Annotated in this window: 14 protein-coding genes and 2 pseudogenes; all 16 read left to right on the forward strand. The window is 49.1% G+C overall.

Going from position 1 to position 16,530, the window contains the following annotated elements:
• Window positions 1-142 precede the first annotated feature (142 nt).
• Window positions 143-1,168, forward strand: a complete 1,026-nt coding sequence (locus tag ACFPYJ_RS19090; protein WP_379189771.1) for a LacI family DNA-binding transcriptional regulator — start codon at window positions 143-145, stop codon at window positions 1,166-1,168.
• 79 nt (window positions 1,169-1,247) lie between these two features.
• Window positions 1,248-1,571: a MocE family 2Fe-2S type ferredoxin gene (locus tag ACFPYJ_RS19095; protein WP_379189772.1), complete on the forward strand. Its 324-nt coding sequence runs from the start codon at window positions 1,248-1,250 to the stop codon at window positions 1,569-1,571.
• Between the two features lie 21 nt (window positions 1,572-1,592).
• Window positions 1,593-2,576: an aldose 1-epimerase gene (locus tag ACFPYJ_RS19100; RefSeq protein ID WP_379189773.1), complete on the forward strand. Its 984-nt coding sequence runs from the start codon at window positions 1,593-1,595 to the stop codon at window positions 2,574-2,576.
• 26 nt (window positions 2,577-2,602) lie between these two features.
• Window positions 2,603-3,694, forward strand: a complete 1,092-nt coding sequence (locus tag ACFPYJ_RS19105) for a Gfo/Idh/MocA family protein (RefSeq protein WP_379189774.1) — start codon at window positions 2,603-2,605, stop codon at window positions 3,692-3,694.
• A 40-nt stretch (window positions 3,695-3,734) separates the two neighbouring features.
• Window positions 3,735-4,637: a sugar phosphate isomerase/epimerase family protein gene (locus tag ACFPYJ_RS19110; RefSeq protein ID WP_379189775.1), complete on the forward strand. Its 903-nt coding sequence runs from the start codon at window positions 3,735-3,737 to the stop codon at window positions 4,635-4,637.
• 24 nt (window positions 4,638-4,661) lie between these two features.
• Window positions 4,662-5,732 (forward strand): fatty acid desaturase family protein, encoded by a 1,071-nt coding sequence (locus tag ACFPYJ_RS19115; RefSeq protein WP_379189776.1) that lies wholly within the window; start codon window positions 4,662-4,664, stop codon window positions 5,730-5,732.
• 406 nt (window positions 5,733-6,138) lie between these two features.
• The gene (locus ACFPYJ_RS19120) at window positions 6,139-6,348 is read left to right on the forward strand and encodes a hypothetical protein (RefSeq protein WP_379189777.1); all 210 of its coding nucleotides are present in this window, start codon (window positions 6,139-6,141) and stop codon (window positions 6,346-6,348) included.
• A pseudogene (locus tag ACFPYJ_RS19125) lies at window positions 6,339-6,950 on the forward strand (alpha/beta fold hydrolase); the annotation flags it as partial. The gene ACFPYJ_RS19120 and the pseudogene ACFPYJ_RS19125, both read left to right, overlap by 10 nt.
• A 150-nt stretch (window positions 6,951-7,100) precedes the next feature.
• On the forward strand, window positions 7,101-7,535 hold the full coding sequence (locus ACFPYJ_RS19130) for a YciI family protein (RefSeq protein ID WP_379189778.1): 435 nt from the start codon (window positions 7,101-7,103) through the stop codon (window positions 7,533-7,535).
• A complete protein-coding gene (locus tag ACFPYJ_RS19135) occupies window positions 7,532-8,797 on the forward strand; it encodes an RNA polymerase sigma factor (RefSeq protein ID WP_379189779.1) in 1,266 nt (421 codons plus the stop codon). The genes ACFPYJ_RS19130 and ACFPYJ_RS19135 overlap by 4 nt, the downstream gene beginning before the upstream one ends.
• Before the next feature lie 117 nt (window positions 8,798-8,914).
• On the forward strand, window positions 8,915-9,349 hold the full coding sequence (locus ACFPYJ_RS19140) for a YciI family protein (protein ID WP_379189781.1): 435 nt from the start codon (window positions 8,915-8,917) through the stop codon (window positions 9,347-9,349).
• A gap of 73 nt (window positions 9,350-9,422) precedes the next feature.
• Window positions 9,423-9,762, forward strand: a pseudogene (locus ACFPYJ_RS19145) (DUF1801 domain-containing protein).
• 540 nt (window positions 9,763-10,302) lie between these two features.
• Window positions 10,303-11,904 carry a type 2 periplasmic-binding domain-containing protein gene (locus ACFPYJ_RS19150; protein ID WP_379189782.1) on the forward strand — a complete coding sequence of 534 codons (1,602 nt, stop codon included), beginning with the start codon at window positions 10,303-10,305 and terminating at the stop codon, window positions 11,902-11,904.
• A 71-nt stretch (window positions 11,905-11,975) separates the two neighbouring features.
• Complete coding sequence (locus ACFPYJ_RS19155) at window positions 11,976-12,941, forward strand: ABC transporter permease (protein WP_379189784.1); 966 nt, start codon at window positions 11,976-11,978, stop codon at window positions 12,939-12,941.
• Window positions 12,942-12,953: 12 nt separating this feature from the next.
• Complete coding sequence (locus ACFPYJ_RS19160; RefSeq protein WP_379189786.1) at window positions 12,954-13,832, forward strand: carbohydrate ABC transporter permease; 879 nt, start codon at window positions 12,954-12,956, stop codon at window positions 13,830-13,832.
• 63 nt (window positions 13,833-13,895) lie between these two features.
• Window positions 13,896-16,280: a helix-turn-helix domain-containing protein gene (locus ACFPYJ_RS19165; protein ID WP_379189787.1), complete on the forward strand. Its 2,385-nt coding sequence runs from the start codon at window positions 13,896-13,898 to the stop codon at window positions 16,278-16,280.
• Window positions 16,281-16,530 lie beyond the last annotated feature (250 nt).

Here is a 16,530-nt window from a genome sequence, read left to right on the forward strand (position 1 = left end):
CATTGCACGTATCATCCAGAGGCTCGATCTGCAAGCAGCCCAAGAAAAACGCGAACGACAAAAAAACCTCTTGAAATCATCGCTAATCTCCCTCATAATTGGAATGTGCGCGGGCACGAAGTGTCAACTGAGGAGAGAAATAATGACGATCACGATTAAGCATATCGCCGACAAGGCCGGAGTCTCCAGAGGCACGGTAGACAGAGTACTTAACGGACGAACGGGCGTTAAGCCGGAAGTAAGAGAGCGGGTTCTGGCGATTGCCAAAGAGATGGATTATTCTCCTAACGTTGCCGCAAAAGCTTTGGCTTACAGCAAAAAGCCCATTCTATTTGGCGTAGTGATGCCGCCGCGGGAGATCAGCTTTTTTGACGAGGTCAGACGCGGCATTCAGAACGCAGCAGATGAATTGAAAGATTTGGGCATTCGCCTGGAATACGAATATGTGAACAACCGCAAGCAGGAGGAAAGCGCCGCTGCCATCGATAAGCTGGTAGAGATGGGCGCGGACGGTATTCTTTTTTCAGCGATGGATAACGACCTGACCAGGGCAAGCATCGACCGGGCAGTAAAACAAGGAGTTCCGGTTGTTACTTTTAATTCGGACGTGGAGAATTCAAGCCGGGTTTGCTTTATCGGCCAAGATCTCCCCAAAAGCGGACGGATTGCAGCAGGACTATTAAGCAGGATTTTGAAAGCGGATTCCAAAGTGCTTGTTGTCACAGGCAGTTTGAATTTCCACGCTCACCGCTCCAGAGTGAAAAGCTTTCAGGACAACCTGCAGCAGACTAGAAGCGATATTGAGATTGTGAATGTCGTCGAAGGTTTCGATCAATACGAGTTAACCTTTTCCCAGATCGATCAAGCTTTGCACCAAGAACCAGGCATAGAAGGGATATATATGGCGACCGGCGATGTCGGAGCATGCATAGATGCCATTAAACGCCATGGAAAGGAGGGAAAGGTGAAAGTTGTATGCAACGATCTGCTGCCCGAAACAGAGCGTGGCATGAAGGAAGGCATTATCGACTTCACTATTGTTCAGAATCCGTCGATGCAGGGTTACCGGGCGCTTCGTATTCTGTTCGATCATCGATTTTTGGGTAAGCCTCCGGAGATCGAATACTATTTTACAGAAACGAATATTATGATCCCAGAGAGTATGTAAAATTTTTTATCCTAATTCGTGCTCGGGCACGAAATGAACGAAGCATTGTATTTTCAGCATAGAAGAAGGAGCGAATGTTATGAACCAGCAGAATTGGGTTGAAGCCTGCGCTGAAAACGAGGTTGAGGTCGAGGACGTTATTCGGTTTGACTACGAAGAAGGGACGTATGCGATTTATCGTACGGATAAGGGCGATTATTACGCGACGGACGGGTTCTGTACCCATGAAAAAATTCATTTGTCGAACGGTCTTGTCATGGGCCAAATCATTGAATGTCCCAAGCATAACGGCAAATTCGACATCCCTACAGGCCAGGCTAAACGCGCTCCCGTCTGCATTGATTTACGCACTTATCCCGTGAAGATCGAGGGCGGGAAGGTTTGGATTCAGATAGGCAGCTAATCTCAAAAAAGGCGGAGTGCCATGAACCCTTATGCAGCGAAACCTATAATGAAGACGAGTTTTCAGATCTATGAGTTAAGCGACTCTCAAAGTCAGTCAACCGTAGAGATCATCCCGGAAATAGGCAATAATCTGTACCGCTTCTACTGGATGGGCCATCAAATCCTCATGTCTCCGGAAAGCTTGCTTACCTTGAACAGCGAGCCAATGGCTGCTTTCAAATACGGGACGCCGATTCTGTTTCCGCCCAACCGGATTAAGAAAGGAACCTTCAGCTTCCAAGGCAAAACCTACCGGCTGCCGATCAACGAACCGCCCGATCATCATCTGCATGGCGAACTTTGCTCGAAGCCTTGGGAGGTCGTCGAATTCGGAGCTTCAATGGAGGAAGGGGCTTATTTGATCAGCCGTTTCCGATATGCGGACCATCCTGATGTATTCGCTTACTTCCCGCATGAGCTCGTCTTTACGGTGAAGTACCTCCTATATGAGGGGCAGCTTTATTTTCACAGCACAATTACGAACGAGGGCAAGGAAGCAGCCCCCTTTGCGTTCGGACTTCATCCTTACTTTCACATTTCATTCGCTGGGGGAGAACAACTGACCTTAAGCGTTCCCGCTACAGAAGAATGGCCGGTCACGAATCAGTCATTCGTGACGGGATTACCTTCCGCGACTCCGTTCAGCCGCGCTCTGAATGAAGGTGCTTCGCTTGAAGATATTCCGCAGCTTGCTTGCTCATTAATTGCATTTAGCGAAGCGGAACGTACATGCCGCATCACGATTGGCAGCAAAGGATACTCCATTGCTTATCAGATTGGAGAAGGCTTTCCTTATGCCGTGTTGTTTCGGCCTGACTGGGGATCGGCTTATTCCATTGAACCCTATACGTGCTTGACGGACGCGTTTAACCTTCCTTATGGGGAAGACCGGACGGGAGCCAGGGGCATAGAACCGGGAGAAGCCATCGAACTATCGACCCGTATTTGGATTGAATCCGTTTAAAGTCATTCAGAGGAGGATTCGTGGAAATGATCGATTTAAATCTGAACGTCGAACCGGCAATGCCCATGCGAAAGGATTTTCGAATCGGCTGCATCGGCTCTGGCTTCATCATGCGGGATTGCCACCTTGTGGCATATCGCGATGCGGGGTTTCACCCTTTTGCCATCAGCTCCAGAACGCCGGAGAACGCTGAAGCTGTTGCCAAGCTTAGAGGAATTCCCCATGTTTACCGGACCTCGAAAGAATTGATTCAAGACGAACGCGTGGAGATACTGGATATCGCGGTACCGCCGGACCGGCAGCTCGAAATCGTACGATATGCGGTTAAATTCGGTCACATTAAAGGCATCTTATGCCAAAAGCCGTTAGCGATGAACATGCAGGAGGCACGGGAGATCGTCAGCCTCTGCGAGGAAGCCGGCATTAAGCTCGGGGTCAATTCCAATATGCGGTACGACCAGTCAATTCGTGCTTTGAAGACGATATTAGAGCGGGGATACCTTGGAGAACCCGTGCTGGCTACAATTGAGATGCGGGCAACTCCACATTGGCAGGATTTCCTCCGACACTATGAGACAATCGGCATTCTCAACATGGGCATTCACCATATTGATGCCTTTCGCTATCTATTCGGCGACCCGGAGAACATTACGGCCGTTACAAGGCGTGATCCGCGGACGAAGTTCAAACATATTGACGGCATTTCGCAGTACACCTTTCAATATGGCAGTGAGCTCATGGCTACCAGCCTCGATGACGTATGGGCTTGGCCAGGTGAAGGAGCCGAGAAGGATATCTACATTAAATGGAGAGTCGAAGGGCTGGAGGGTTTCGCTCAAGGAACTATCGGCTGGCCGGGTTATCCCGAACGAACCCCGAGCACACTGGAGTTCACAACCAAACAATCGCCCAGCGAATGGTTCCGCCCACTATGGGAAGGGGTTTGGTTTCCAGATGCGTTCCAGGGAACGATGGCACAGCTGCTGCGCGCCGTTGAGACCAATACAGAGCCGGAAATAGGGGGCAGAGACAATCTGGTGACGATGGCATTGGTTGAAGCCTGCTACAGATCGATTGCTGAACAACGTACGATCGCATTTTCGGAAGCGTTTTCTTAATTAATTGTATATAAACCTCAATTTCAAGGAGGAATCGTCCATGATATCAGTAGGCATATTTAATGGGTATTATCCTTATTCACTGGCGGAAAGCATTGCACGTATTAAGAAAGACGGTATGTCATGCGTTCAACTTGATCTGTCCTTCAAAGACATGGATGTATCACCGGCATCGTTAAACCGCAGCAGCGCCCGCCAGATACGCGATGCGTTCCGAGATGCGAATCTGCCGATCGTCTGTATCTCCGGATACACCAATATCATTCATCCGGACCCGGTCAAACGCGCAGAGAACATCTTCAATCTGAAGAAGCTGCTGGAATTCGCGCGAGATCTCGGATCCCCCTATGTGATTAGCGAGACCGGAACCTACAACACCGAGAGCGATTGGGTATGGGATCCGAAGAACGGCACGGAGGAAGCATACGAAGAGGTGTGCCGGCAATTAGAGGACTTGGCCAAGTTCGCCTACGAACACGGTTCCATGTTTCTCGTCGAGAATTACGTCAATAACGTCATTGGCTCCGTGGATCAATTGGCCCGGTTGTTCTCCGATGTCTCTCATCCCGGTCTGGGCTTGCTGATGGATCCGACTAATTATTTCACAGACATGAATATCTGTCATGTTGACGAGGAACTCGACCGCATCTTTAATATTCTCGGCGACAAAATCAAAATCGCCCATGCCAAGGACTGTAAACCTGCACTGGATATATCGGAGAAGCATGCTTCAATCGACGCGTCCGAGTCGCACACCTTCCGCGGCGCCGGGGCCGTCGAGCTGCCCGCTCCCGGCCTCGGTATTTTAAACTATGATTTGTATTTAAAGCGTTTGTCTAAGCTTCACCCGAATATTCCGATTATTATCGAGCATTTGGATGAAGCAGACATCCCCCGGGCGAAACAGTTTCTCGATGGGAAATTGAAAAATATTGGCGGCTAATGAGCAGGAGGAGGTAAGATCATCATGGCCGAAGCACTGAAGAAAAGGGATTACAGCATTACCGGCCCTGAGAATCGACGGGCGCAAGAGAGGGGGCTCGCAACCGCGGAATGGTACGCGAGCCCGATTCCCCGGCAGCGGATGAAAGAGCTCATGAAAAGAAGGAACGGTCCGGCCATTCGGGATACGCTGATTTGGTTCGCTCTTCTTATCCTCGTCGGGTATACGGCGTATCTATCATGGGGAACATGGTGGGCGATTCCGGCTTTTCTGGCTTACGGTATTCTATACGCCACGCCGGGCGATTCCAGGTGGCATGAATGCGGTCATGGCACTGCGTTCAAGACGATGTGGATGAACGAGGCTGTCTACCAGATCGCTTCATTCATGGTGCTAAGATCAGCGACACCCTGGCGTTGGAGCCATTCCCGTCATCACACGGATACCATTATCGTCGGACGCGACCCCGAGATCATTACGGAGCGTCCACCGGTATGGAAAATCATACTCATGCAGATTTTTCACCTCTATGGAGGTCCGATTGAAATCAAACGGTTCGTACTGCACTGTTTCGGCAGGCTCGATTCCATAGAGCAGGAGTATATACCTCCAACAGAGCGGCGTAAGACATACCGGGAGGCTCGCATCTATTTGTTCATTATATTTGCAGTCACAGCCGCGTGCCTTTCAATGGGTACGATCCTGCCTGCAATGTACATCTTTTTACCTTCCTTTTACGGCGGGATTGTCGTTATTCTGTTCGGTATTACCCAGCATTTAGGCCTCTATGAGGACGTATTGGATCACCGGCTTAATACCCGTACGATCTATATGAATCCGATTCTGCGTTTCCTTTACTGGAACATGAATTACCACATTGAGCATCATATGTTCCCGATGGTTCCCTATCATGCGCTTCCTAAACTGCATGAAGAGATGAAACGGGATTGCCCGGACGCCCGCCAGGGTCTATTGGCTGCATTGAAGGAGGTCATTACGGCACTAAGAAAGCAAAAGCACGATCCTTCTTACGTAGTCGAGAAGCCGCTGCCCAATACGGCGCACCCTTACAAGTTTGGGCCGGATTCGGTTTAATAGGATTCAAACAAGAAGCTTACTGCTCCGGTCTCTGGCGGAGCCGTGAGTTTCTTTTTTTTGAGGCAGGAGAAAGGGATAGGAATGTACTGAGTTATCCTGGTGAACGCAATTTGCTAATGCAGGAAATGTCTGGGGATGCGGCGAATATGTGACCAGCCTATCAAGCATAGCAAAGTCTTTTCAGGGTGTCCCACCAACACGGTAACAAGAACCACAAAAACCTCAAATTCAGTTAATCAATCATTACATTTTTTTGCGGATGTGTCGATTTTGCCTTCAGCGGTTCGTCGTCTTCATAGAGGCCCGGATATCCTGAAAGCCGACGAGCAGGAATAAAGTGGTGCATGTATCCACTCGAAGCCATATCTAAACCAGCTGTTTGAGCAGCAAAGGAGACATAGACATGTACAAATTAATTTCAAAAGATGGCACCAAGATCGCCTATGACAAAGCTGGTCAAGGACCGGCTCTCATAATGGTAGCGGGAGCGTTCAGCTACCGGAAATTTCCGGGACAGGTGCAGCTGGCTAATCTGTTGTCCAGCACTTCACGGTCTACAACTATGACCGCCGCGGCCGCGGCGATAGCGGAGACACACAGCCATATGCCATAGAGCGCGAGATTGAAGATCTTCAAGCAATGATTAATGAAGCTGGCGGCTCAGCATATGTTTGGGGATTGTCATCCGGGGCGGTTCTTGCCCTGCAGGCAGCAGCGAGGGGGTTAAACATCACGAAATTGGCCTTGCATGAACCTCCATTCGTGGTTAATGCCGCAGACCGCAGGCCGCCGAATCATTTCGTCATGCACGTTACTGAGCTTATAGCAGCTAATCGCCGGGCCGAGGCCATCAAGTACTTTATGACCCAGGGCATGGGTGCGCCTTCATTCGTTGTCAGCTTGATGCGCATTATACCTGGCGTGTGGTCCAAGCTCTTAGCCGTTGCACACACGCTACCCTACGATGCGGCTTTGTTGGATGGATATATGGACGGGAAGCCGCTGCCTGCCGAATTATGGAGGGCAGTCACGATGCCGACTCTAGTGCTCGAAGGCACGGAGAGCCCGGCTGTACTGCGTCATGGTGCCCAAGCACTTGCAAACATACTCCCCAAAGCGCAGCTGATGAGTAAAAAGGGACTCGGCCATACCAAGAAGCTCCATAAAAAAATAATTTCATCGGAACTTGCAGCTTTCTTTAACGGAAATCGCTAAGCTGCAGGAGCCTTACTTCCTGCAGTCGAAAATAATTGATATGGGCTGTCGATCCAGTCAAGATTGATTCGTCATGTATATAGAAGCGGATTTACTTGGACGGTCTTACACCGGTATACGAAGCTTCACCAATAATAGGAGGGTACAACTATGAGATTTATGATGATTGTTAAAGCGACAACAGATTCAGAGGCGGGAGCTATGCCGAGCCGGGAGCTTATTGATGCCATGCAGAAGTATAACGAGGAGCTGGTGAAAGCCGGTGTTTTGCTCGCTGCCGATGGACTGCAGCCCAGCTCAAGCGGAATCCGGATTTCCTATCCGGAACCCGGAGGCAAACCGAAGGTTATTGATGGTCCGTTTACGGAGGCCAAAGAAATGATCGCTGGCTATACGCTGATCGAGGTTAGATCCAGGGAAGAAGCCATTGAATGGGCCTTGCGCATGCCGGATCCCCATGGATTTGGACAAGGCGAAATCGAACTCAGACAGGTGTTCGAGATGGAGGATTTAATGGACAATCCCGAAACGCTGGCCAAAGAAGCCGCACTCCGCAAACAGGTAGAAGAGCAGAAAAAAGCGTGAGCTTGTCCCATACACACCGAACCATTGATGCGATATGGAGAGTGGAGTCGGCCAAGATTATCGCGGGATTGACGCGCATGGTTCGGGACGTGGGTCTAGCAGAGGACCTTACCCAGGATGCTCTGGTGATTGCCCTGGATCGATGGCCTGAGGCCGGCATTCCGGACAATCCTGGCGCCTGGCTGATGACGACGGCGAAGCGGCGTGCGATCGATCTTATGCGCAGGACCAAGCTGCGCGATCAGAAATACGTAGAGATTGCCCGCAATACGGATTTGTATACCGAGGAAGATATAGATCATGCTTTGGACGGGGAGATCGGCGACGATCTCCTTCGTCTGATCTTCTTGACCTGCCATCCGGTGTTATCACAGGATGCCAGGGTTGCCCTGACGCTCCGCCTGCTATGCGGGCTTACCACGGATGAAATCGCACGCTCTTTTCTCGCCGCCGAATCAACGATTGCCCAGCGAATTGTCAGGGCCAAGAGAACTCTTAACGCGGAGAAGGTACCTTTCGAAATGCCTGAAGGGGAAGAACTCAAAGACCGCCTGTCTGCCGTGCTTGAGGTCGTTTATTTAATGTTCAATGAAGGATATTCGGCAACCTCCGGGGAACACTGGATCCGTCCATTGCTTTGTCAGGAGGCGCTGAGACTGGGACGCGTACTTGCCGAGATCGCTCCTCAAGAACCGGAAGTTCACGGTCTGGTTGCCCTTATGGAGATTCAATCTTCGCGGTTTAAAACCAGAGTTAACGCCAAGGGAGAACCGGTTCTTCTCATGGATCAAAACCGGGCGCAGTGGGATCAACTGCTGATCCGCCGCGGCTTGACGGCACTGGAGCGCAGCCAGAAGCTAGGACGTCCGCTCGGACCTTACTCGCTGCAGGCTGCGATTTCTGCTTGCCATGCGCAGGCACCGACTGCAGCTGAGACCGATTGGATTCGAATAGCTGCTCTTTATGAAGCGCTCTCGAGAGTAACGCCTTCGCCGATCGTTGAATTAAACCGGGCGGTCGCCATTTCCATGGCGTTTGGTCCGGCCTTCGGGCTCCAGATTGTCGATGAGCTGGGTGCTGAACCTTCCTTAAAGGGATACCATCTGCTGCCGAGCGTTCGCGGCGATCTCTTGGTGAAGCTGGGGCGCTTCGATGAAGCCCGTACAGAATTTGAACGCGCCGCATCCATGACCCGGAACGAGCGGGAACAGGTGTTTTTACTGAATCGGGCAGCTGAATGTGAGTCTGAAACATCGAAATAATTCTTTTTTCAACCGTTTTGTCGATCACTGCGTTTCCCATTCGTCGTTATAGTAAGGGAAGAATTGCGGCAGCCTATACGGCCCTCAGGTCTTCTTCCCACTAGGAGGGAAACAAAAATGCGATTTATGTTAATTGTCAAAGCGACAGGATACTCGGAAGCTGGAGTCAATCACAGCCGGGAACATAGCGATGCTAGGATTGCGTACAAGAAGTCTTTGTCCAAGGCCGGTGCACTCCTTGCAGCAGAGGAGCTTCAGCCAAGCTCAACCGGGATAAGGATATCGTATCCATCGCATGGCGGAGATCCAGAGGTACAGGCCGGCCCTTTTCCGCCGGATCAAGAGCTCATTGCGGAATATACCCTGATCGATGTGGGGACGGAGGACGAGGCTCTGAATTGGGCTCTCCGGATGCCGGTTCCGGCGGGCCGCGGCGAATGCGAGATCGAACTGCGGAGGCTCGAGGAAAATTCGGATTCGTTACGGGAACCTAGATTACAGGCATTGGAAGCTGATTTGCAGGATCAACTCAACATGTTAAAAAAAATCTAATTCTTCTTAATCTGCTGTCGATTTCTCCTAATCCAAAAAATAACCGCGACGAACCTAAAGGAGAGTATTCAGAATGAATCAGGACGTAACCGATTTTATTGAAGCGTTAAAAGAACCGTGGCAGGGGGAATTGTCCGCTAATCTGCGGGAGGTTGTCCACCAGGCTATACCGGAAGTGCATGAACGTATTCAGTATAAGAAGCCTCATTTTTTGAAAAACGGCAAATACGCCGCTGTCATCTCGACATCCAAAGACGCGGTCAGCTTTACGATCTTCAATGCTGCCGCGCTGGAGCTCCCGGAAGGCATGTTCGATGGTCCCCCGGAAAGAAAAACGCTGAAGCTGCGTAGGGGATACGTTTGATTCGGGGCAGCTGATGTCGTTGGTCAGCCAAGCTTCTGGCTCACTTTAAAGCTAATTGATCCCAATAGCGACAGCGCATAATTTTGTAAGGTCAAAGTTAGATTGAAATCAGCTCACCATGAGGCGGGCTGATTTTTGTTTTCTAAATCGGTTTAATGCGGAGCTTGTCTTTTTGGCGAAACATCGGCTCGCTCACCGGTGTGAAAGTGCAGCCACAGACATGCCTTCTGGACCGGCGCCGAAGAAGGCCGAAACAGTCATGCTGAAAAGCAGCTAATAAAAATCCATGCAATGGAAACGTTGTTACCGTTATGAAATGATGTAATGCGTGCCGGATGTTTATTCAACTTCACTAAGAACCCACAAGCAGAGCGCTGCTGACCTTAAGACGCTTATCCGCTCTGAAATAACGGTCGTTTTTGCTCTAAACCTTTAGTTTTAACAGGCCGGAAGAAAAAAAGCATGTTCAGAATTATAAAAATAAAGGTCGACATTAAATATCGTTTGTAGCCTATTCCAAGTCTTGCGATTACGATAATGTGACACCAGATTTGATTCCGGGTGATAAGACAAAGGAGGAGATATAGTAATGACAAAAAAGAAGCAGGTCTCGAGTATTCTATTCATTACGTGCCTGGGAACATCAGTTTTAACCGGTTGTAACTCATCCAGTCCTGCTCAAGAAGCAAATACCGATCCGGCAGAGGTTCCAAAGCTGACCAGCCTGACATATTGGACAGGCATGGCCGGTCAAGCGTCCGCAACTATGAAAAGCTATAACGAAATGGAACTCTATAAAGGACTGGAACAAAAAACCGGAGTCAAAGTCGACTTCCAGCATCCGCCTCAAGGACAGGATGCAGAGCAGTTTAACTTAATGATTACTTCGGGCAAGCTTCCTGATGTCATTGAATATCATTGGACGACAAGCTTCCCCGGCGGTCCGGAGAAGGCGGTCAAAGACGGCACCATTATTAAATTGAATGATTATATTGATAAATACGCCCCTAAATTTAAACAAATGCTCGATTCGCACCCGGATTGGCGCAAGCAAATCACTACAGACGACGGCAGCATCATATCATTCCCATTTATTCGGGACGGTAAAGAGCTGCAGGTGTTCATGGGACCCGCAGTCCGGCAGGATTGGATGGATAAGCTCGGACTGAAAACGCCAACGACGATCGACGAATGGTACAACGTTTTGAAAGCGTTTAAAGAAAAGGATCCGAACGGCAATGGCAAGCCGGATGAAATTCCTCTGCTGCTGCGGGTTGCAGAACTCGGAACACACGCATTCATTGGCGCTTATGGCATTACCAACGGCTTCTACCAAGACAAGGGGACAGTCAAGTTCGGTCCGGTTCAGCCTGAATTCAAGGAATTCCTGATGACGATGAACAAATGGTACAAAGAAGGCCTGCTGGACCGTGATTATGCAGCAACGGATGACAAGCTGTACGATGCCAAAATTACTGGAAATCAAGTCGGATCTGCCGTACTCCTTGTTGGTGGCGGGATCGGAAAATATTCCAACTTGATGAAGGATAAAGATCCGAACTTCAAGCTGGCGGGCGTACCGTATCCCGTGTTGAATCCGGGCGATAAGCCGGAGCTCGGGCAGCTCGATTTTGCGTTCAACGGCAGAGGAGCGGCAATTACAACCAGCAACAAGAACCCGATCGAAACGGTGAAATGGCTCGATTATGGCTATTCCGAAGAAGGTCACATGCTGTTCAACTTCGGAACGGAAGGCAAAAGCTACAATCTCGTTGATGGCTATCCCAAATGGACGGATGACATCTCGAAAAACGCTAACGGGCTGCCGGTTCAGCAAGCTATGGCCCGCCATAACAGGGCGTCCTGGGACGGTCCGTTCGTTCAGGACAAGCGTTATTTGGAACAATATTTAGCGCTGCCACAGCAGAAAGATGCGGTTAAGGTATGGTCCGAACCGAGCAACGAGAAGAAGATGCCGCTCGTAACCCCGACCAAAGATGAAAGCAGCCGGTTCGCATCCATTATGGCGGACATCAATACATATAAGGACGAAATGTTCAACAAATTCGTCATGGGAGCCGAACCGATCGACAGCTTCGATAATTATGTCCAAACCATACAGAGTATGGGCCTCGATGAAGCTTTGAAAATCCAGCAGGCCGCCCTGGAAAGATACAACAACCGTAAATAATCGGCCGTACGAGTCTCCGGAGGTGGAAGTTTGGGGAATCATCGGAAGCGATCGAGAGGAAGTGAATGTTCATGTCCGTCACGCAAACGGAGCTTGCGGTACGCAAAACCGCTGTAGAGAAAAAGGATAGTGCCTGGCGCACCATACGGAAGGATCTAAAGGCTAACAAACTGATCTATCTGATGGTATTGCCCGTCGTCGCTTATTACATCATCTTCCATTATGGTCCCATGTACGGCTTACAAATCGCCTTCAAAGATTTCAGTCCGGGACAAGGGATTGCCGGCAGCTCCTGGATCGGGTTCCGTCACTTTCAGGAGTTTTTCAGCAGTTATTATTTCGGGCGTCTTGTCTGTAATACGATCCTCATTAATATTTATGAGCTGTTGTTCGGTTTTCCGGCCGCTGTCTTGATGGCCCTTCTGCTCAATGAAATTCGCAGCACCTTATTCAAGCGCTCCGTACAAACGATCTCTTATTTGCCTCATTTCATATCGATCGTTGTCGTGGTCGGGATGATGGTTGATTTTTTGGCCCGTGACGGGCTCATCAATCAGGTACTGGGGTTACTGGGCCTGGATTCAATCGCTTTTTTCCGTGAGCCCGGATGGTTTCGTTTCTTATATGTTTCATCGGGCATCTGGCAGGGTGTAGGCTGGGGATCCATCATTTATTTGGCCGCCATCTCCAATATCGACCCAACTCTCTACGAAGCCGCCAAAATCGATGGGGCAGGCCGTTTGAAGCAGGTCATGCACATAACCATCCCCGGCATTATGCCGACGATCGTAATTTTACTGATCTTGAACGTGGGGTCCATGATGAGCGTCGGCAGCGAGAAGGTCCTGCTCATGTACAACCCCCAGACCTATGAAACCGGGGACGTCATCTCGACATTCGTTTACCGGAAAGGGATTCTGGAGGCCAATTACGGGTATACCGCTGCTGTAGGTCTCTTTAATTCAATCATAAGCTTTGCACTGATTATCATCTCGAATACCGTCAGTAAACGTGTGAGCGATAATAAGCTCTGGTAAAGGAGGGAACTAATGATTAAAAGGAGTTTAGGCGAGAAGAGCTTTGACATATTTAACGTGATACTCATGCTGCTGCTTTGCTTTATAACGCTTTATCCGTTTCTTTATGTCCTCTTTGCCTCCTTCAGCGATCCGGCAGAGGTCGCGCAGCACCGTGGACTCTTGTTCGCACCGCGCGGATTTAATTTGGCGGCATACACAGCGGTATTCGATAATCCCATGATTGCCAAAGGCTATCAAAACACGCTATTTTACGTGCTGACAGGTACCGCGATCAACTTGTTCATGACCTCGCTGGGGGCATATGCGCTCTCGCGCCGAAATTTGTATTTTAAAAATCATATCATGTTCATGATTGTCATCACGATGGTATTCAGCGGAGGCCTAATTCCTTCTTATCTGCTGATCGGCAATCTCGGTATGTTGAATACGCCGTGGGCGCTGCTTATTCCAGGGGCGATCAGTACCTTTAATTTGATCATCATGCGGACGGCTTTTCAAGCCGTACCCGTTAGTCTGGAGGAATCCGCCAAAATCGACGGGGCGAACGACTTGACCATATTGTTCCGAGTCGTTATTCCGCTGTCCATGCCGGTCATTGCCGTCATGATATTATGGTATGCGGTCGGACATTGGAATTCGTATTTCTCCGCATTGATCTATTTGCGTGACCGCGAGTTATATCCGCTGCAGCTCATTTTGCGGGAAATATTGATTACAAACAGCACAGACGCGATGATGACGGGGGCCTCCGCCGGGGATAAAATGCCGATTGGGGAGACCATCAAATATGCGACCATCATTGTATCCACCTTGCCGATTTTATGTCTCTATCCGTTCTTACAAAAATATTTTGTCAAAGGGGTCATGATCGGAGCGATTAAGGAGTAAAAACACGGTTATAGAAGGAAATGGGATGGTTTTCCACGAATATGTGGGGGGAAAGCATATTAAGTGGAGAAAGGGACCCTTATGATTCCTTATGTCAGTCAACTTCTCCGGTTAAAGAAGCGCAGCCGGAGAAGCGTATTCATTACTTTGCTGGTTTCTTACATTTGCATTCTTTTGTTCCCAGTTGTAATCGGAGGCGTCTTGTATTCACGGGTGGAAAAGGCGATGGTCGAACAGGCCAACCGTTCCAACCTCGCCATGCTGGAGCAGCTCAGGCTGTCCATGGACAGCAGCGTGAAAGAAGTCGATCAATTGTCGCAGCAAATCGCATTGAATCCCAAAATGGATCTGTTGTTGAACAACGACTTAGCGGAGGAATCATCGTACAAGTACATCGAATTTATTTCGGATTATTTAAACCGCTATAGAAGCTTCAGCGGGCGGTTTATCGAGGATTACTACATCTATTTCAAAGGAAGCGATACCATTCTGAAACCGGGAGTCCGCACGGATTCCCGAACATTCTACAGCAGCTACTACAGCTATAAGGACATGAATTACGAGTCCTGGCGCAAGGAGGTGCTGGAGAGTTATCACAATAGGGAATACTTGTCCACGAAAACACTAATCCGGGACGGAGGACTGCCTATCACGGCAAGTCTGGAACGGCAGCCGATTCAAGTACTCACGTATGTTCAGTCTCTCATTCCAATACGAGGCATGTCAGATGTCAAAGGAAGCCTTGTAGTGCTGATTAATGAAAAGCAGGTTAAAGAAATGATCCGGCAAATCGAGTCAGCGAACCGAAGCAACATTTACATTATCGACGCCAACCAAAAGGTGCTGACCGGGACAACGGATCAGGTTCCACTCAGCAAGCAGGTTTTTGGACAAGTGCAGGATAAACCCGGGTTTTTCCCCTATAAGAAAAATGGACAGGATCTGATGGTTTCCTACACATCCTCCAGACAAATCGGCTGGAAATACATTTCCGTCATGCCGCGGGACCTGTATATGCAGAAGGTCAATTCGGTCAAGGTAACCGCCGTTTGGCTGTTCGTGCTTTATTTGGCAGGGGGGCTGGTGGCATCGTATTTGATGGCTTACCGCAACTACAGACCGGTGAAGCAAATGCTTAAGGCTTTCGTAAAAGGCCGTGCTGTTGCGCAATCTCATATATCCAATGAATATGAATACATCCAGGAATCTTTTGAAAGCGTACTCATTGAACAGGAAAATTTGCAAGGGATGCTGAAACAGCAGACTCCCGTCATGCGGGCGAACTTTTTGTCCCGGCTCATACGGGGTCTCGTGGATCACACGGAAGATTTTAGCCATTCGCTCGATTTTATGAACATCCAGTTTGTGTCCGGTTCATTCGCGGTTATTTTGATCCAAGTCGATCAGGCTGGGAATTTTTCCAGAGAGCATTCCGAACGGCAATGGGCGTTGACCCGTTTTGTCATTTCCAACATTTGCACGGATTTGATTCACGAGCATCATGCCGGATACTGTATTGAACTCGACCGCGATCGTCTCGTCATCCTGCTTAATTTCAAGGAAACCCGCCTGAACGAAGCGATGCCCGATACGGAGAAGCTGGTCTGTACACTCAAGGAGGTGGTGGAGCACCAATACAAAATCGCTATTACCCTTGCCGTCAGCAACGTTCACGAAGGGTGGCAGCGGATCGGGAGCGCTTATGTTGAGGCGCTTGCGGCTATTGAGTATAAGATGATCAAAGGGAGTGCGATTATTTATTTTCACGAAATAAACTGCAAAGATCAGAACTACTTTTATCCCATGGAGACAGAAATACAATTGATGAATTATGTCCGAAGCGGAGATGCAGAAAGCGTCGGTAAGCTGTTGAATCATTTGTACGCGGTCAATTTTACTTCTAATCCGATTACACCCGGACTCGCCCGGTGCTTACTATTTGATTTGGCAAGCACGCACTTGAAGCTCATTAACTTAACAAGAGCACGGCTCGGAGAGCAGGTCGACGGTCAATTCGAAGCCATCACGGCCATATTAGCCTGTGCAACGGCCGAAGAGATGCATGTACAGATGAAGCAAATGTTCCTGTCGCTTACCCTTTCACTCAAAGCCGACCGTGGCGACCATAACGATCAGCTGCTTCAGGAGATGACCGCTTTTATCGATAACCATTACTCCGATCCCTATATGGGACTTAACATGATTGCAGAAAATTTCAGCCGGACGCCACAGTACGTCTCGACTTTTTTTAAGAAAACGAGCGGCCAGAACATCACCGATTACATTGCTAAATGCCGTATCCATCAAGCGAAAAGACTCATTTCCAGTAAAGATTTAACGATAGCCCAAATTGCGCAAAAAGTCGGCTATGCGAACGATCTCGTATTAATCCGCGTATTTAAGAAGGTAGAGGGCATTACACCGGGCAAGTACCGCGACAGCTGCTGATTATTCATGTTAGTAGACCTTTGTCAGCTTTTATTTGAAAGAATAGTTTAGTGACAAAAGGACAGCCTTTGAGCTGTCCTTTTGTCACTAAAGCAGATTTGCGTAATTAAGCACGGCAGATCATATCATTCGGCAGCACAAATAAAATCGTCCTGTCCATTTTTCAATAAGCATTGCAACCAGGGGCTGTCCCAAAAGTCATCGAAGATGACCGAGGGATTGCCCCTTGGTATTTTTAAACCAAAAAGAA

Origin of the sequence: Paenibacillus solisilvae, from assembly GCF_042656405.1 — a bacterium.
Taxonomy (GTDB): Bacteria; Bacillota; Bacilli; order Paenibacillales; family Paenibacillaceae; genus Paenibacillus_Z; species Paenibacillus_Z solisilvae.